The organism is Paenibacillus aquistagni (assembly GCF_900177815.1).
In the GTDB taxonomy this organism is placed as follows: Bacteria; Bacillota; Bacilli; order Paenibacillales; family Paenibacillaceae; genus Paenibacillus_B; species Paenibacillus_B aquistagni.
In genome coordinates, this window is the sequence record NZ_FXAZ01000006.1 from 214,285 (window position 1) to 232,881 (window position 18,597).

The window sequence follows — 18,597 nt, forward strand, 5'->3', positions numbered from 1 at the left end:
TAACAGGCTGAAGGTGTGTCCTCCGCCGCTTTAAAATGTTTCAAATTTGAAGTAGAACATTGGCTTGGATTATGCCATGATGAGAGATAGCATGCATGGACCATCACGATGAAGAGGAGTTGTTCTCAATATGCAATCATCCTACTGGTTAACTCGCGTTCGTTTGGAAAGCGGCTTTCAGCTTGAAGAGGGTCAGGTGATGGGTACAACAACGGAGCTGGCTCATATTCATATTGAACAAGGTGTCATTACAGAGATTGTGAGAGGCGGCAAGCTGCCTGAAACGATAGAACCGATGTGGGATGCAGAGGAGCTGCTGCTTTTGCCATCGCTAACGGAAAAGCATGTTCATTTGGACAAGACGCTCATGGGAACACGATGGCAAGCGGTTCGACCGGCGGCAGGAGTGCCTGGTCGCTGTGAGGTGGAGAAGCAGGTGCTGCCCTCCTTGCCGCTATCGGTAGAAGAACGAGCAGAGAAGCTGCTTCGAACGCTGCTCGGCTATGGCTCCACGAATGTGAGAACTCATGTGGATATTTATCCGGAGGCAGGGCTTAGCAATCTTGAGGGAGTAGAGCAGGTGCTGCTGGCGCACCGGAACCAGCTGTCCTATGAGATCGTCGCCTTCCCGCAGCATGGGTTGTTGAGAAGCGGAGCGGCAGGCTTGGTTAAGGATGCGATGCGCCAAGGTGCGAACCTTGTCGGCGGCGTTGATCCTGCGACCGTGGACGGCGATATGGAGCGTTCGCTTCAGGCGATGGTGGAGATTGCGGTCATGTTTGAAGCAGGCATTGACCTTCATTTGCATGATGCGGGAGAAGTTGGGGCAGGAACGATCCAGCGCCTCGCGGAATTGACGCTAGAAGCAGGATTAGTGGGCAAGGTGGCTGTGAGCCATGCCTTTAGCCTTGGTGATATAGAGCCTGCAAGGCTCAAGGAACTGTCGGCTCTGCTTCAAGAGGCGGGCATCACGATTATTACGAGTGTCCCGCTGAGGCGGGCGATGCCGCCGGTTCCAGAACTGCGCCAATACGGCGTTGATGTGGCGGTTGGCTGCGACAATATCTATGACACCTGGCAGCCCTTCGGTAATGGAGATGTGCTGGAGCGGGCAGGTCGGCTTGCCGAGCGATTCGGCTGGAGCAGCGAATTCAAGCTGTCACGTGCGCTTCAATATGTGACAGACGGCAGGCTGCCGCTTGATGATGACGGGCATCCGATATGGCCTAAGGCAGGCGATCGCGCGGATATGATGCTGGTGCAGGCAGGCTGCTCTGCTGAAGCCGTCGCGAGGCGTTCGGCGAGAAAGGCAGTGTTCTACAACGGCAAGCTCGTTGCAGGTCAGGTTCATCGCTCGTCCCAGCTATCGAGTCTTTAATATAGATAGAATGGAGAACATAGATTGAAGACGTTTAAGAAAGTATATATTGAGATTACGAGCGTATGTAATCTGGCGTGCAGCTTCTGCCCGCCTACAGAGCGCAAAGCGAAGTTTATTGCGGTCGAGGATTTCGCTCATACGCTCGATCAGATTAAGCCGCATACGAATCATATTTATTTGCATGTCAAGGGAGAGCCGCTCTTGCATCCGCGCATTCATGAGCTGCTCGATATTGCGCATGAGAAGGGCTTTCGCGTGAACATTACGACGAACGGCACCTTGATTGTGAAGAACAGCCACAAGCTGCTTGGCAAGCCGGCCCTTCGTCAGATGAATTTCTCTCTTCACAGCTTCGACGGGCATGAAGGCTCAGAGAATCGTGAGAAATATTTGATGGATATTATCCATTTTGTCCGTCAAGCGGCTGCGGAAGGCGTTATGATCTCCTTTCGATTATGGAACCTGCAGCGCGAGGATGCGACAGAGCTTGATCAGCGGCTGAATCGCGAGACACTTGCGATTTTAGAGCAGGAATTTGGGCTTGATTTCAACATTGAGGAAAGAGTAACGCCGGGCAGCGGCGTACGCATTGCAGAACGCATTTTCTTGAATCAGGATTATGAATTTGCATGGCCAAGCCTAGCCGCGCCTTGTGACGATGGAAGAGGCTTCTGTCACGCGTTGCGCAGTCACGCGGCTGTACTTGTAGACGGCACGGTCGTTCCATGCTGCTTGGACGGAGAAGGAGTCATCAATCTAGGCAATGTGCATCAGATCCCATTCTCTGAGATCGTAGATGGAGAGCGGGCAAATCGCTTGTATGAGGGATTCTCGAATCGCCAGGCGGTAGAAGAGCTGTGCAAGCGCTGCGGCTACCGTCAGCGCTTTGGCGCATCATAAGCGCCATATTCGGTGAGAGAGTAGAGAGATAGAGCTGCATAGATGGAATAGAGAAGCGGTTCCGAAAGGGCCGCTTTTCTTATACACAGAAAGTGTATAAGTCCGTATTGAAGAAAGGGACAAAGTTCTAGATGGTTCATTTTTCAATGAATCGAGAAGAAGAAGTTTAAATTTTTAATTTTAACAGATGAAACTTCATGAAAAACGATAAAATCTTGACGAAATGAAGAACAACGCAAAAAATCCCAAAAATAATGATCGAAAATATTGATAATTAAAAAACAATGTGATAGTATTCACTTGCACAAGTTAATTATTTCACAATTACTTAGGGGGCTTCACACATGAAAAAAATGCTGTCCGTTCTATTGGCTACAACATTGGCGATGTCCATGCTGGCTGCATGCGGCGACAAGGACACCAATGATGCTGCAACCACAGATAACACAGCGACAGAGCAGCAAGACAACAACAGCACATCTTCTAATGATACTCAGACAGAAGTTGCGGCTGGCGAGATCGCGAAGATCGGTCTTGGAACGATTACAAGCATCGGCAAGTCCAAGGATGCAGAAGGCGACAAAGGACCTGTGGGTCAAGTAGACACGGTTATCGTTGCAGCTGCATTCGACAAAGACGGCAAAGTTGTAAGCGTTGATATTGACAATGCACAAACAAAAATTGAATTCGATAAAGCGCTTCAAGTGACGACGGACCTTACTGGCGAATTCAAGACGAAGCAAGAGCTTGGCGACGAGTACGGCATGAAGAAGGCTTCTTCGATCGGCAAAGACTGGTATGAGCAAGCTAATGCGCTCGCGGATTGGATGAAGGGCAAGACGGTTGACGAGATCAAAGCCATGAAGACAACACAGCGCGATGAGTCTCATCCGAATGTACCAGACGAAGCAGACTTGACTTCTTCTGTAACGATCACGGTTCAAGACTATATTGCAGGTATTGAGAAAGCATACAACAATGCGGTTGATGTAAAAGCAGCTGGCGGCCAAAAGCTTGGCGTAGGCCAATCCATCTCCACTAGCAAGTCCAAAGGCTTGGAAGGCGACAAGACGCCTTCTGCACAAGTGGACACAACGATCGTTGTGGGTGCATTCGACAAGGATGGTAAAGTTGTAGGGTCCATCATCGATACGGCTCAAACGAAAGTGGACTTCGATAAAGACGGCAAGCTGACGACAGATAAAGCAGCAGAATTTAAAACGAAAAATGAGCTTGGCGACGAGTATGGCATGAAGAAAGCTTCCTCCATCGGCAAAGAGTGGAATGAGCAAGCTCAAGCTCTTGCAGATTGGATGGCTGGCAAGACCGTTGATGAGATCAAAGCGATGAAGACAGTTGACCAAGAAGGTCACCCAGGCGTGCCAGACGAAGCAGACTTGACTTCTTCGGTAACCGTTTCTGCTAAAGGCTTCATCGAAGGTATCGAAGAAGCGTTCACAAAAGCGAAATAATGAAATCATACGTTCATTGATTGATAAAATAACTCCCCCATAGCTATGGGGGAGTTTTGTCTAACTAGGGAAGGATTGGCGGCTGTCATAGGTGACAGGCTAGGAATGGTCAGACTGCTCTCCTGCCAGGCTATAATGGCAGAAGCAGTGGAAAGAGGGTGACATGCATGTATAGATGGGGAAAAGTCATACTTGTGCTGCTCTTCGCTGTTCAGCTCTTCGGCTGCTCAGCCAGCAAAGAGACGGATTACAGCGAGTATCGCAAATACAGTGATACGTTCTTTGACAGCTTCGATACGGTCACACAGGTGATGGCCTACACAAAGAGCGAGGATGAATTCAAGCGGTATTTCAATCATATTCATGATCGCTTTTTGGAGCTTCACCGTCTGTATGATATTTTCAACAGCTATGAGGGATTGAATAATCTGAAGACCATCAATGATCAAGCGGGCATGCAGCCGGTGAAGGTGGATCAGGAGATTATCGACCTTATTCAGTTCTCGAAGAAATGGTATAAGGAAGCAGGCCCCGAGACGAATATTGCAATGGGGAGCGTGCTTGATATTTGGCAGGAGTATCGGGATGAGGCGTCGGCGAATCCTGCTCTTGCGAAGCTGCCGCCAATGGCGGAGCTTCAGGCAGCAGCCAAGCATATGGATATGGACAAGGTTGTGGTGGACGAGGAAAAGGGCACCGTATTTCTAACAGATCCCGATATGAGCCTCAATGTCGGCGCCGTGGCAAAGGGCTATGCGACAGAGCTTGTGGCGCAAGAGGTGAAGGCTCTAGGACTGGAATCCGCCATTATTAGTGCCGGGGGCAATGTTCGCGCCATCGGCCATCCATATGATGGGGTGCGTCACCGCTGGGGGGTAGGCATCCAGAATCCAGATCGAATCGTGGTGACAGAGCAGGATAATCTGCTTGATACCGCCTTTATCCATGAAGCTTCTGTGGTTAGCAGCGGAGATTATCAGCGCTACTATGAGGTGAATGGCAAGCGAATTCATCATCTGATCGATCCAAAGACGCTGATGCCAGGCGATTATTATCGGGCCGCTACCGTGGTAACCGAGGATTCCGGACTTGCTGACTTCTTGTCGACCATTGTGTTCTTGACGCCTTATGAACAGAGCAGAGCTTTTGTAGACAAGCTGGAGGGCGTCGAGGCGCTGTGGGTGCTTAAAGATGGAACAATAAAGGCGACAGCAGGCATGGAGAAGATGCTAAAAAGCCATGGCGCGTCTGGGACGGACAAATAGGTCCTATAGAGGTGTGCTGGAGTTGGAAAAAAGAAAAGCTGGCATATCAGAGAGCGGGTCTATTCGATCCGCAGTCTGCCTGCCAGCTTTTGTACATCTATAGTCGGACATATCGGACATTTCACCTAACAGCGCTGTTCCTTAGCCTAGTGTAGAGAACTTAATGCACACCGGCTTCGATACGCTGAGCTCGCTTCCAGTTGCCGTCAGCTTGCCTGTTGCCTCGTCTCTTGCGAATGTGACGATGTTGTTGCCATCGCGGTTGGCAACCAGCACGAAGCGGTTGTCTGGAGAGAGACCGAAGTTGCGCGGATGTCCGCCCAAGGTAGACGCATACTCGACAACCTGCAGCTTGCCCGTTGCTTCATCAATTGCATAGACGACAATGCTGTCGTGCCCGCGATTGGAGCCATATAGGAATCGGCCGTCATTGGAAATATGGATGTCGGCTGTTCCATTCTCCCCTTCGAAGCCTTCAGGAAGCGTGGATATCGTTTGGAAATGCTCAAGCGTGCCTTGCTCTGCAGCATAATGGAAGGCCATTACGGTAGAGCCCAGCTCATTGATGACGTAGCCGTAAGGCTTGCTCGGGTGGAATGCGAAGTGGCGCGGTCCAGAGCCTGGAGCGACTTCGGTTGTCCCATGCGGAATCAAGCGATGATTCTCGGCGTCGAGCTTGTAGATGACGAGCTTGTCTGCGCCAAGATCGCATGCTGCCGCATAACGGTTGTAGGCGTCAATGAAGACAGAGTGAGCTCTTGGCTGGCTCTGAACGGGAAGCACACTGCTGCCTTCATGCTGCTTGATATCGGCAGTAGCCCCGATTCTCCCATCCTCAAGAATGGGCGATACACCCACCATGCCGCCATGATAGCTCGCCACGATGGCATTCGCATAGGTATGATCCAGCGCGATATGGCATGTCGTTGCAGGCAGGGTGATTTCCTTGTTTATGAGGCTCATTTCGCCCGTAGAAGGATTTATAGCAAAGGCTGCTGCTGCACCGCATTTGTGGCCTTCTTCGTTTACGCTTTCTGTAATGGCATACAGTCTTGCCTGCTCGCCATGCACCTCCAGGAAGGTTGGATTTTTTAGCCCCTCCACCTGATGCAGCAGCTGGAGGCTGCCTGTCTTCTCATCATAAGCACAGGAATAGATGCTTGGAGTATTTGCTTCCGCGTAGGAGCCGATGAAGGCGAACATTGGCTTTTGTTGTTCCATGTTAGTGCACCTCAGTTTCTGTTCATTGTTATGCTAGATTATCTCAAATTGCCGGCCAACTCGCAAATGAGTTTTAAGAGAACATCGCGAATCTGTCGGAATAATCTTGAGGATCTTTCTCGTAATTCAGCAAGGTATTACCAGCCTTTCGCATTCTCTTTTATCCATTGGCATATGGTATGATAGAAGCGATATCGAAGAGAGGAAGCTCTTACATGAGATATATTCGTACTGTGATTTGGTTTGTTTACTTTTGGGTTTATTTGCTCGTATTGTATCCTGAGATGAAGAAGGTAGAGCGGCTCGAACGCGAAGGAAAGACTGCTGAGCATGATGCGCTCGCGTCTAAACATGTGACGAAGTGGGCTCGGTCGTTACTGCGCCTTGCAGGTGCTAAGATTACGATTCGGGGCGAGGAACATATCCCTGAGGGAGCTGCAGTCTATATGGCTAACCATCAGGGAAACTTTGATGTGCCGATCGTCCTTGGCTATTTGGATAAGCCGAAGGCGATGATGTCGAAGATCGAGGTGAAGAAGCTCCCGTTGATTCGCTCATGGATGAAGCATCTCAACTGCATTTTTGTCGACCGCAATAATGTTCGCCAGTCCATGAACAGCTTGAATGATGCTGCTGATCTTGTGAAAAAAGGATATTCGGTCTGCATATTCCCTGAAGGCACGCGCAGCAAAGGCGGCCCGATCGGCGAATTCAAAAGTGGAGGCTTTCGGATCGCAACCAAGACAGGTGCGCCGATTGTGCCCATTCGCATCGAAGGCTCCTATAAGCTGATGGAGTCGAATGGCTATTGGATCAAGCCTGCGGAAGTGACCGTTACGATTCTCCCTCCTGTGGAGGTAAGCCACCTGTCGAAGGAAGAGACGGCACTACTGCCCGAACGTATACGCACGATGATCGAGCAGGTCATATAGCACCGCAGCCGAAGGACGACGCCACTTGGAGCGGCTCTTCTGAATAGATGATCAATATTTAGATGAAAGCAAGACAAGCATGCTGGATCGAAACGCTCCTCCCCATTGGGAAGGGGCGATTTTTATATAACGAGCTGTTCCTCACATTCCATTGCAGTCGCTTATTGCCGCTCCAATCCGGGAACGATTCGGATGAGAAATATAACAAAAACTATATATGAATAACGAATCATATATTATAGTGAAGACATGGCTGTCCATGATGGCCTTAGAGAGCCGAAAGATCGGCATAGACAGATCAAGGGGGACATAAGAAGAATGATGAGCAAGAGAGCATGGACATGCATGTTGAGCGGCCTGCTGCTTAGCGGTGCGATACTATCCGCACCTTCGACAGCGGCTGCAGCACCGAGCTATGGGTATATGGATATGAAGGAGAGTCGTACCTATGTGCCGATCCGCTATCTGAGCGAGCAGCTGAAGTACAGCGTGAATTGGGATGCCAAGCATGCACGCATTCAGATCACACAAGGCCAAACCCGTGTGGAATTGACCGTAGGCAGCTCTGTGGCCAAGGTGAACGGAGAACAGCGCACTTTGGATGCTGCTCCTTTTGCCAAGGGCGGAGTAACCTACGTCCCGATACGATTCGTGGCAGAGGCCATGAAGCTTGAGCTTACGTGGGATTCCAAGCGCTCCGCCTTGCTATTCCAAGGAGAGCAAGGTCCGCTTACGCTGCCAGTCGTTTCCACGGCAAGACAGGTGGCCTCGAATCCGATCCAATCGAGCTCACGTACGATAAAAGCCCAACAGAGAAGCTATTCGATTCAACTGGTAGAGGTGGATCTTCTGCACCCGAAGGTTAGTCTTGGAGTTGGGGTGGCGAACGGGAAGATTGGTTCCGTAGCAAGCCTGAAGCATATGGCCGAGCAGAATGGTGCCGCTGTTGCGATGAATGGAACTTTTTTTGACGCCTATACCTCGTCGGATGTGAAGGTTCCTTATGGTTATATTGTTCAAGGCGGGAAGATTGTACATAAGAGCTCTGGCGATAAGCGAAGCATGGTTGTATTTACGAAAAACAACCAAATCGAGCTGATTGACGGCAAGGACTTCCAAGCTCGCTTTGATGCGGGAGATGTGGACGGGGCGCTGCAGGCAGGACCTAGGCTTGTGCGGGATGGACAAGTTGCTGTCGATCCAGTGAGCGAAGGCTTCAAAGACCCTAAGATCTTGACGAATGGCGGAGCACGCAGCGCCATCGGCATTACGAAGGATCAAAAATTGCTGCTGGTGACGGTGCCTAGTGCCACGATTCCGCAGCTCGCACATATAATGAAGCAGGCGGGAGCGTATCAGGCGATGAACCTGGATGGAGGAGCCTCCAGCGGACTATACGTCAAGGGACGTTATGCGACGTCACCAGGGAGAGCATTGAGCAATTCGCTGCTGGTATTTCTGCAAAAATAACAGGTTCTATCGGAAGAGTCTCAGGAAATCTTGGATGACAGCACGATGGTCGACGCCGCTGCTTTTTTAGAGCCAGTCCTGCACCCTGCGCCGCACCCATCCTTGCAACCCAAGCTCGAAGGTTGTCTCAACTGCTTGCCTATCTCTACAATGGTGTAATAAAGGATAGTGGCAAGGAATATGAAAGACGGCAGGTGACCAGATGAATGAGCAAACCGTGACAAGCCCATTGGGCTTAAGCAAGACCGCTTTAGTTGTTGAGGGCGGGGGGATGCGGGGCATATTCTCCACAGGCGTGCTGGATGCTTTCATGAAGCAGTCCTTTAATCCCTTTGATTTATGTATCGGCGTATCTGCAGGGGCTAACAATACAGACGCTTATTTGGGACAGATGTATCAGCGCAATTATAAAGTGTTTACGGATTATTCCGTGCGGCCGGACTTCATCAGCTGGAAGAAGTTTGTCCGAGGCGGTCATCTTATGGATCTGGATTGGTTGTGGGAAACCACGATTCGAGAGCTTCAGATTGATCGGGCAACGCTGTTTCAAAGCCCTTCACAGTTTGTGATTGGCGTGACGGAGGTGGAGACGGGACGCTCGGTATATCTTGAACCGAATGATCATAATCTGGAGCAGCTGCTGAAGGCATCAAGCGCCATCCCGGTTATCTATCGCAGCTTCGTTGAAGTGGACGGCGTCAAGTATGTGGATGGTGGAATCACGGACTCCATTCCAGTCCTAGAGGCGTATCGGCGCGGAGCGAACAAGATCATGGTGCTTCGTTCAAGGCCACAATCCTATACCATGCATAAGAGTAAAAACAACCTGCTTACTCGCTGGGCGCTGCATGGCTATCCTCGTCTGCTGCGAGCACTTGAGAACCGTGCGCACACGTATCAAGAGGCGATTGCTTTTATGAGAAGGCCGCCAGCAGGCGTTCAGATTATCGAGGTTAATCCTCCGGAAGGATTTCGGACAGAGCGCATGACGAAGGAGTTGGAGATTCTTGCGGCTGACTATAAGCTTGGCTATGACATTGGCGAGCAATTGGTCCGGGAATGGAAGGCATAGCTGCAGCAGCGCGGTTTATTGTCTGGCAGACGGAACTGCAAATCGTGCCAGCGGCATGAAGGGGCATATGTCAGGGGAGAGGCCAAGTGGACTCTTTTAGTCTAGGAAACGTTTTTAATGCAGATGTCTTAGCAGCATCGAGAACTCGAATAGGAGCGCTAATGGAGCCGCATTCGTCATGAATGCGGCTTTTTGGTTTGCTCCATTTACTCCGCAACGCTTGATTCTTTCAATAGCGTGTAATGCTATAATAGGAATCATTATGGCAAGGGTAAGGAGTTAACACAATGACACGTGATCGATTGGATGCTCACTTTGCACAATATGATCTGGGCGGCGATGAGAAGGAGATTGCAATACCTGAGCGGAGCTCTCATCCTACGCACAATCAGAAGCTAGAGGATGCTGCTCATGTTCAGCAGATGCGACACGACAGGAATGACGCAGGGAATGAAGCTCAGTCGATCTCCTCATCGCTGAGCACTGAGCCGCAAAGCAGCAAACAGCATGGCATTGTCGTCAAGCATGACCTTTTTGATATAAATGAAGTGTTTCAAGAAACACCTGAACCTGATCGCAAGCTGAGCCTTGAGCAGCGCTTTGTCGCCTATGGACGCGAGCGGGAGTGGGATATCGGAGAGGAAGCTTCATTTGTCCCGTTTAAGAGCTATTGGCCCACCTATGAATCCATGACCCCCTCTCAACTGCGCTGGTACTTTTATTGGCGTGGCGAGGTTAGGGAGGAGCGATATCCGGATACGGATTTGTCGTATATCTTTTTATATATTTATGAACTCATTAACGGGATTGGCTGGATTCAAGCGATGGATGGATATCGTCTGCTGCTGCGGATCTGGGAGGCTTATCAGAAGCGGTATCAGAAGCTGAATGCTTATCTTCCAGAGTGGGTTACGGACTTTAAGGTCGTGCACCGCCTGGACGTCCCGTTTCAGGATATTGTAGATCGCACGCCGCGAGGGCTTGGCGGTCTATTATTGGAGATGGAGCTGATGAGCGCCTTTCGGAAGGAACCGCTAGAGGTGTCATGGCGATCACTGCGCAAGCTGTCCGATTATGATGCTGAGAAGAGCAAATTCTATCAGCAGGAGGGCAAGGCGGCCCTAGAATCCTATGCACCAAGAGCGTTAGCTTTGGTTGATCGTTATTTCTCGAAGACGCAAGGGATGCGCCTCATTGACAAGTACCGGCCGGTTACAAGGAATCGCAAGAAATTTCTGTTTCGCAGCACCGTTTACGATGAATCGATGTATGGGGACCTTACCGATATTGACGTGATGGAGATCACGAGCTGCACGAAGCTGCGCAAGTTTGTAACAGAGCTCATTCGCGGTGTGGAAAATGAGCTTCGGGAGCAGATGGGCTTCCGCGGCAGGCTGCGCAACATCAAGCTGGAACAAGAAATCGCGAGGCTTGTCCATAAGTTTGTCGAGCGCGAATATGCGGCCCAGGAAGCAGAGAACAATCGCATTGTGGTAGAGATTGATTCAACGAAGCTGAAGCAGCTTCAGCAGGATTCAGATCAGGTTCGAGAGCTGCTGACGATAGAGGAGGAGATGAATCTAGCAGAGTCCACCCCTCAGCTATCCTTTTCAATACCACACGCTAGGGTGGATACGGAGCAATTGGAACTTCGGTTTGATGAGCACGGAAGAGAAGAGCTAATGGTAGTTAGCGCAAGCTTCTCGGATACAGCTAGAGAAAGTCATTCTATCACGCAAGCAGTGGAAGAGGAGCATCCTGTGAGTGAGCTTAACGTTGCGAATACAAGGGAGCCTGTAGACCTCTTTTCGTATAAGCCAGAATCCATAGAAGAGCCGCAGCACAAGGATAAGCTTTCATCAGAATGGGAAGAACTGCTGAGCTTGCTGCAGCCAATGCATACAGAAGCTTTGCAACTGCTTGTCCAAGGGGAGAGCGTATCTGCACTCGTCCCCGTAGCGATGAAATATGGGTCAATGGCCGATTTACTTGTGGATGACCTGAACAGCCTAGCCATGGAATGCATCGGTGATTTGCTGGTAGATGGTGATCAGCTCTTAGCGGAGTATGTGGCAGATTGTCGCAAAATGTTAGGAAATTGACAGAATACAAGGGTTTATGGAAAACAATGTCTATCTATATATTCCCTGATTTGATACATTTATTGAATGTGTGTAAGTTCAATCTAGGGAGAGATAGAGATGAAGAAACGATTCATTCTTGTGTTATCGATGCTTCTCATGAGCCTCACAATTGCTGGATTTGGCACAGCATCAGAGGCATCCGCAAAGGCTGCTTCCGAGAAGCCTAAGATCGTAAATGTCCTTGACGAAAATCATTTCTTGTTGGATGACGGGACATTCTGGGGAGAATCCAGCCGTGTTCCTTGGAAGGTCTCCACTTCGTTTGTTGACATCCAAGGGCCAGCAAAAAGTAGTTTCGGAATAACAGCAGATGGTAAAGTCTACAGCTATAGATTAGGAAAAATGAATGAATTGCCTTACATGAAAAACGTGGCTCAAATTGGAAACAACGGATTCTGGTTAAAGAATGATGGAACGTTATGGCAAGATGATGAACAGTTTGATGATATTGCGAATATCAAGATGTTTGATTATCAGGATGGTTCCTTCGCTGTATTGTCTACATTTGGAGATCTAGAGGCGATTTCTAGTGCATGGAATGAAGTATCTTCGTTAGGGAAGGTATCAAATGTTCGTTCAATAGCTGTTGCGGACAGTGGAGTGGTTGTCGTTCAGGAGAATGGTCAAGCCACACACTATTCTATTGGCTACAAGGCTAACGAGCAGAAGTTGATTGCGTCAGATGTTGTGCAGGCAATGTGGCAGGATGGTCGGGTATTGTTGCTCGTCAAGTCTGATGGAACGGTCTGGAGAGGAGAACGATCCAGTAGATTTGATATGAAGCCATTTTCAGGTCTGACGAATGTGAAGAAGATCGTTGATGGATCAGGATACAGTAATTTTCTAGCACAGCTCGAAGATGGTTCTTGGGTTCATTATAGAAGTGACGGGAGAATTCAGCCTCTTGAAGTCCCGACCTTGAAAAATATGGAACTGCTTGTCTCCAAGTCGCAAGCCAAGGCTGGCGACCACTTCACCATCGAGGTTGAAGAGGAATACACGAACGGCTATAAGGCTAAGCGAGTGCCGACTCAAGAGGAGCTTAAGATTGATCAGCCGCAGCTGATTGAACGGATGGCGAACAACCAGTTCAAGATCAAGGCTGTCGGGGAAGCGATCATTACCGTTACAGTGGACGGCATATCTGAACAGGCAAAGATCTATGCAAGCGCCGATAAGCAGCTGCAATTTGCAAGCAATATCAAGGGCTTGGTGTATTTGCCGATTAAGCCAGTATTCGAAACGATCGGCGGCAAAGTTGCATATGACGCTAAGACGAAGAGCTTCACGATTCAACTGGGCGAACAGACAATAGCCATGAAGAAGGACAGCAAGATTGCTACTGTGAATGGCAAACAGATCACGATGGGCGGTGTCGTTCAAGAGCGCGGCGGGCAGATGATCTTCTCTGCTGATCTGCTGAAGAACATGCTTGGGGCCAAGATCACATGGGATGACAAGCTGAAGACTGCAACGGTCAACTTAGGCAGCGCCAAGCTGGTCGTCATTTCACAGGAGACAGAGAAGGCCATCAAGAAGCAGCAGGTAGGTAATTTGAGCAAATATGTTGGCAAGACCTACTGGGTGAATGACTTCCAGAACTGGGAACGCTTCTTGAAGATTACGGTGACCGATATTATTCCAAAGACCGATCCGTACGGGGATGTCCTGTACATCATCCAGTTTAAAAATGCTAAGGGAGCAACGCTGAAGACCTCTCAAATGGGGGCTTCATCGGTGGAGGCTCATCTGACGGCAGGGGATACGCTCCTGAATTACAATCCGTATACGCGCTATAATTGGTCCAACAAGACTTGGGATCTGATTAAGAAGCGCAAGGTGGCACTAGGCATGACGAAGGAACAGGTTCTTATGTCCTGGGGTTCGCCTGACCATAAATCTTCGATCAAAAGCAACGGTATTGTCGTAGAGTCTTGGGGATACGGCACGTATAGCTTATCAATCATTACGTTTACTAATGGAAAAGTATCAAATCTTTATCAATAGCGGACATGTTCATATTTTGGCAAGAAAAATGGAGCTGCCTGCTCATCGAAAGATGAGCAGGCAGCTCCTTGTTATAGGTACTGTAGAAGGGCATGTTCGATGACCATGCCATTGCATAAGCTTATCGGCGCAGGATGACAGCACTCATTCCTTCAATCGGTACAGGCATCTTGATGCCTGAAGCTTGATGCATTTCACCTGTAAGCACGTTGTGCCACTCTCCTGCAGCCATCGGCAGTCGAACGGAGCGGCGGCGTGTGCCATTGTTCACCACAATGACGAATTGCTCCTCTTCATCCGCGCGCTCATAAGCGATGACCTGATCCTGCTCCTTCGCATATAAGAAGCGGAAGCTGCCGGTGCGAAGCGCCGCATGCTCATGTCTTAGCTTGATCATGCGCTTGTAATAGTCGAGCAGCTCCTGATCCTGCTTCTCCTTGTCCCATTCCATGCATTTGCGGCAGCCCGGATCATTCTCACCATCCAGACCGACTTCATCGCCATAATAGATGCAAGGCGTTCCAAGGAAGGTGAGCTGGAACAGCGCCGCAAGCTTCATTCTGCGCTTGTCATTGCCGCACAGCGTCAGGAGACGCGCCGTATCGTGGCTGTCGAGCAGATTGAACATGACCTCATTTGCTTGCTGAGGGTAGCTGGCCAGCTGATGCTCGATCGCTTGTGCGAACTGTACGCCATCTATGCAGCGCTCAGCAAAGAAATCATGCATGGCATAGGTGAAGGGGTAGTTCATCACCGCATCGAACTGGTCCCCTTGCAGCCACATCATGCCTTCATGGAACATCTCGCCCAGAATATAGGCGTCCGGATTGACCGCCTTCACCGTCTGCCGGAATTCTCTCCAGAACTGGTGATCCACCTCATTCGCGACATCAAGGCGCCAGCCATCAATGCCAACCTCTTCTATCCAGTAGCGGGCGACATCCAACAAATATTGCTTTACCTCAGGGTTCTCCGTGTTCAGCTTCGGCATCATCGGTGTAAAGGCAAACGTATCGAAGGTTGGAATGCCTTCCACGACGCGAAGAGGGAATTCTCGCACATGGAACCAATCCTTATAGACCGACTGCTCGCCCTTTTCCAGCACATCCACATAAGGAGGAAACGAGTATCCGCAGTGATTGAACACGGCGTCCAGCAGCACACGAATCCCGCGCTTGTGGCAAGCTTCCACAAGTTCCTTCAGCTTCTCGTTAGTGCCAAAGTGAGGGTCCACCTTCATATAGTCCTTCGTGTCATACTTATGATTGGTTGTCGCCTCGAAGATCGGGGTGAAGTAAATCGCGTTAATTCCGAGCTCTTCCAGATGATCCGCACGGTCAATCACGCCCTGCAGATCTCCGCCGAAGTAATTGTCCGGCGCGGGCTCGCCGCCCCATGGGAGCACCTCTTCGGGATCGTTGCTCTTGTCTCCATTCGCAAAGCGCTCCGGGAAGATCTGATAGAATACCGCATCTTTAACCCAAGCAGGCGGAGTAAAGATATCCGCAGGGTTCAAGAACGGATACTCGAACCAGCTCTTCGTCGGCGTGGGCTCTTCCTTCTGGAAGCCGCGCTCGGTCATCCAGATCGTCTCCGTGCCCGATTCGAGCTTGAATACATAAGCAAGTCGACGATAAGGAGGCACTGTCTCTGCCTGCCAATAGTCAAACAGCTCATCTTGATACAAGCGAGTCATAGGCGCGGCCTCTGTCTTCTCAAGACCTTGCCAGCAATCGAATTTGTCACCGTAATACACGGTAATGCGATTGACATCATGTTTCTTGGTGCGAATGCGAACATGAATCGTGTTGCGGTCGTAGGCGTAAGCCCAGTTTTGCTTCGGACGATGGTAGATGGCTTCAAGCAGCATATGATGTCCTCTCCTTTATGTTGAAGGTGTGAGCATAACGCAATGAGATGGCAAGGCTAGACAAGCAGGCATGTCGCTACGGTGACAGCACAATCGTGCTGTATGGAGGGAGTTGGACCACACCATTGCTGATAGCGGCGCCATCTGCGGTGGCGAAGCTCAGTGTGTGCAACGAGTGGGCAGCCGCATCCTCAAGCTTCACCTGCTGTGGATGGCTGGACAGATTGTGAAGCACAAGCCTTGCTTCATCGGCTGTTGCACGGATAAATGCGGCGACTTCAGGAGCGCCAGTCACATACGACTGGATGCCGCCTTGCTGCAGTATCGCATCCGACTGCCGATACTGCAGGAGCTTCTTATAATGAGTCCATAACGAATTCGGGTCTTTCATCTGTGCTTCTACCGATATGGTGTCTGGATTGGACAGCGCCTCAACGGAGAAGGTCATCCCTTGCGAGCGGCGCTCGGTGGTCCAGATCATAGGCTCGCGTATTCGTTCGTCAGGCTTCATGCCCTGCATGCCGATTTCTTCTCCGTAGTAAATAAAAGGATTGCCAGGCAGCGTCAGCAAGAGGGAAGCTGCCATTTTTGCATGCTCGATATGGCCCTCAAGCTCGCTCATGACGCGATTCTCATCATGGTTCGTCAGGAAGGGAGCATCGACAAATTGACCATTCGACTGCTTGCTGTAGAAGCTATAGATACGGCTTATCATAGCCCCGATATCCGCATCCCGCTCATCCTTAGCCATTGAGATCAGTCGTTTGGACATGTCAAAGTTGAAGGCGGAATCCAGGCCCTGATTCAAGAAAGGTCCGATTACAGCAGGAGAGTCCCATACCTCGCCGATCAGATAAGCGCTCGCATTCCCCTCATGTACGGCGGTACGGAACTCCTGCCACCATGCTTGATTGCTGCTTACGACCTTCGGATCTTGGCTCGTATTCTGGAAGTCTTCATATACATGCTTGGCGGCATCGAGGCGGAAGCCGTCTACCCCAAGCTTCAGCCAGAATTCAGCAATTTGCTTGATCTCAGCACGCACCTCAGGCTGATCCATATGAAGATCGGGCATGCCCTCCCAGAAGATGCCGAGATAATGACGGCCTTGCAGCTCATGCCAAGCCTGCTGGCCCCATGCGCCGCGTGTCCCAGAGTCAAGGCCAAGCTCTTCTGCCCACATGTACCAATCCCGCTTCGGACTGTTCTCATCAGACATGGCCTCCTTGAACCAAGGGTGCTCGATGCTGGTATGATTGACAACCAAGTCCATGATGATCTTCATATCCCGCTTATGTGCTTCCGCAAGCAGAAGCTTGAAGTCTTCAAGTGTTCCATAGTCGGGATGGATATCATAATAATCGGTGACATCATAGCCGTGGTAGGAAGGAGAAGGGTTAATCGGCATAAGCCAAATATGCTGTATCCCAAGCTCCTCTAGATAATCAAGCTTGGCGGTGACTCCATTCAGGTCTCCGATGCCGTCGCCATTCGTATCATAGAAGGAACGGACAAAGATCTCATAGAATACACCGTCACTCTCTCCCATAGGAATGAGGGCATCTTTCAGCTTAAGAGTGGAGGCATCCGCCTCCATGGAGCTCGAATGATCGGTACTCGCATTCGCGCTCAGCGCCTGCTCCTCTGTCGGCTTTTGTGCTGGAGCAGCGGACTCACAGCCTGACGCTAGAAGCATAACCAATAATGTAAGCGTGAACATTTGAAAAAGCGATACAAGCCATCTTCTGGAGGTGAGCAATGTTTATCGCCCCTTTGCAGATTGGTTAATAAATGGATCAAACCCATGCTGTATCTCATTTTGATGCTAGCTCTGTTCTGGCGGCCTCACCGAATCTCTCCATATCAGCTGATGCGCAATAATGATGCGAGCCTGCTCGAACCCATCGCCCTTGATGTGCTGGATCAAAGCCTGCACGGTGGACTGGCCCATTTGATAGGTGCCGATATCAACAGTCGAGATCTGGGGCAGACACATTTCTGCAAGAGAGGTATTGTTGAAGCCTACGACGCTGCAATCCTCAGGCACACGGAGACCATTGTTCCATAAGGACCGAATGATGCCGAAGGCAAGGACATCGTCAATCGTGATGACAGCTGTCGGCCGATCCTCAAGCTTTACCAGCTGATCCGCGATATGGGCGGCAGATTCAGGCGTGAATGTCCCTTCAAATACATAATGATCTTGAATAGCAATGCCGGCCTCAAGCAAAGCCTTGGTATAGCCATCAAAGCGGTCCTTTGATACCGTCAGCTCCATAGGTCCGCTCACAAAGCCGATGCGGCGATGGCCAAGCTGGATCAGATGGCGGGTAATGCTGTAAGCAGCCGCAATATTGTCATTGTCGACAGAGGTAATATCGCTGTAATCCTCGCTGCGCCCAACCAGTACGAATGGGAATTTCTTCTCGCGCAGAAAAGAGATGTTTGTATCATCTTTATGCGAGGACAGCAGCACGATGCCATCCACATTGCGGCCCTGCACAAGGCGTTCTACCGCTTTTACTTCCTCCATAGGGCTTGCGCCAGTCGTCATGAGAACGTCGTAGCCGCAAGAAGCGGCCTTCGTTACAATGCCTCGAATAATCTCCGAGAAAAATTGATTCTGGAACAATTCATCAGCGGGGCGGGGAAGAACGATGCCAATATTATTCGTCGTCTTCGTCACTAAGCTCTTCGCCAAAGTATTCGGATGGTAACCAAGCTCCTCCATAACCTTGCGTACTTTGCGGCTTGTCTTCTGGCTGATCCGCGAATCATTGGAGATGACGCGCGATACGGTAGAAGGGGACACACCAGCCTTTGCGGCGACGTGTACAATGGTTACTGCCATAATCATAACCTC

The 18,597-nt window shown here is 50.2% G+C and carries 13 protein-coding genes; 9 read left to right on the forward strand and 4 right to left on the reverse strand.

From position 1 onward, the window contains the following. Positions 1-130 precede the first annotated feature (130 nt). From B9Y93_RS19400 to B9Y93_RS19415, 4 genes are all read left to right on the forward strand, one after another. Positions 131-1,378 carry an amidohydrolase gene (locus tag B9Y93_RS19400; RefSeq protein WP_085497218.1) on the forward strand — a complete coding sequence of 416 codons (1,248 nt, stop codon included), beginning with the start codon at positions 131-133 and terminating at the stop codon, positions 1,376-1,378. Positions 1,379-1,402: 24 nt separating this feature from the next. Beyond that, complete coding sequence (locus tag B9Y93_RS19405) at positions 1,403-2,281, forward strand: radical SAM/SPASM domain-containing protein (RefSeq protein ID WP_085497221.1); 879 nt, start codon at positions 1,403-1,405, stop codon at positions 2,279-2,281. A gap of 344 nt (positions 2,282-2,625) precedes the next feature. Then, entirely contained in the window at positions 2,626-3,753 is a 1,128-nt protein-coding gene (locus B9Y93_RS19410; RefSeq protein WP_085497223.1) for a hypothetical protein, read from the forward strand. Between the two features lie 167 nt (positions 3,754-3,920). Further along, the gene (locus tag B9Y93_RS19415; protein ID WP_085497225.1) at positions 3,921-5,018 is read left to right on the forward strand and encodes an FAD:protein FMN transferase; all 1,098 of its coding nucleotides are present in this window, start codon (positions 3,921-3,923) and stop codon (positions 5,016-5,018) included. Positions 5,019-5,159: 141 nt separating this feature from the next. On the opposite strand, the gene B9Y93_RS19420 is transcribed toward B9Y93_RS19415, so the two are convergent. Beyond that, the gene (locus B9Y93_RS19420) at positions 5,160-6,239 is read right to left on the reverse strand and encodes a lactonase family protein (RefSeq protein WP_085497227.1); all 1,080 of its coding nucleotides are present in this window, start codon (positions 6,237-6,239) and stop codon (positions 5,160-5,162) included. 215 nt (positions 6,240-6,454) lie between these two features. Between B9Y93_RS19420 and B9Y93_RS19425 the strand changes: the two genes are divergently transcribed. The 5 genes from B9Y93_RS19425 to B9Y93_RS19445 all read left to right on the forward strand — a co-directional run bounded on the left by B9Y93_RS19425 (position 6,455) and on the right by B9Y93_RS19445 (position 13,864). Then, a complete protein-coding gene (locus B9Y93_RS19425) occupies positions 6,455-7,171 on the forward strand; it encodes a lysophospholipid acyltransferase family protein (RefSeq protein ID WP_085497229.1) in 717 nt (238 codons plus the stop codon). 318 nt (positions 7,172-7,489) lie between these two features. Further along, complete coding sequence (locus B9Y93_RS19430; protein ID WP_244903489.1) at positions 7,490-8,641, forward strand: phosphodiester glycosidase family protein; 1,152 nt, start codon at positions 7,490-7,492, stop codon at positions 8,639-8,641. A 202-nt stretch (positions 8,642-8,843) separates the two neighbouring features. Next, complete coding sequence (locus tag B9Y93_RS19435; RefSeq protein WP_085497231.1) at positions 8,844-9,713, forward strand: patatin-like phospholipase family protein; 870 nt, start codon at positions 8,844-8,846, stop codon at positions 9,711-9,713. A 287-nt stretch (positions 9,714-10,000) separates the two neighbouring features. Then, the gene (locus B9Y93_RS19440; protein ID WP_085497233.1) at positions 10,001-11,815 is read left to right on the forward strand and encodes a TerB N-terminal domain-containing protein; all 1,815 of its coding nucleotides are present in this window, start codon (positions 10,001-10,003) and stop codon (positions 11,813-11,815) included. A 99-nt stretch (positions 11,816-11,914) separates the two neighbouring features. Then, the gene (locus B9Y93_RS19445; RefSeq protein WP_085497235.1) at positions 11,915-13,864 is read left to right on the forward strand and encodes a copper amine oxidase N-terminal domain-containing protein; all 1,950 of its coding nucleotides are present in this window, start codon (positions 11,915-11,917) and stop codon (positions 13,862-13,864) included. A gap of 121 nt (positions 13,865-13,985) precedes the next feature. On the opposite strand, the gene B9Y93_RS19450 is transcribed toward B9Y93_RS19445, so the two are convergent. The 3 genes from B9Y93_RS19450 to B9Y93_RS19460 all read right to left on the reverse strand — a co-directional run bounded on the left by B9Y93_RS19450 (position 13,986) and on the right by B9Y93_RS19460 (position 18,585). Then, on the reverse strand, positions 13,986-15,734 hold the full coding sequence (locus B9Y93_RS19450) for an alpha-glycosidase (protein WP_085497237.1): 1,749 nt from the start codon (positions 15,732-15,734) through the stop codon (positions 13,986-13,988). A gap of 76 nt (positions 15,735-15,810) precedes the next feature. Continuing rightward, positions 15,811-17,493: an alpha-amylase family glycosyl hydrolase gene (locus B9Y93_RS19455; protein WP_244903490.1), complete on the reverse strand. Its 1,683-nt coding sequence runs from the start codon at positions 17,491-17,493 to the stop codon at positions 15,811-15,813. A gap of 66 nt (positions 17,494-17,559) precedes the next feature. Continuing rightward, the gene (locus B9Y93_RS19460) at positions 17,560-18,585 is read right to left on the reverse strand and encodes a LacI family DNA-binding transcriptional regulator (RefSeq protein WP_085497239.1); all 1,026 of its coding nucleotides are present in this window, start codon (positions 18,583-18,585) and stop codon (positions 17,560-17,562) included. Positions 18,586-18,597 lie beyond the last annotated feature (12 nt).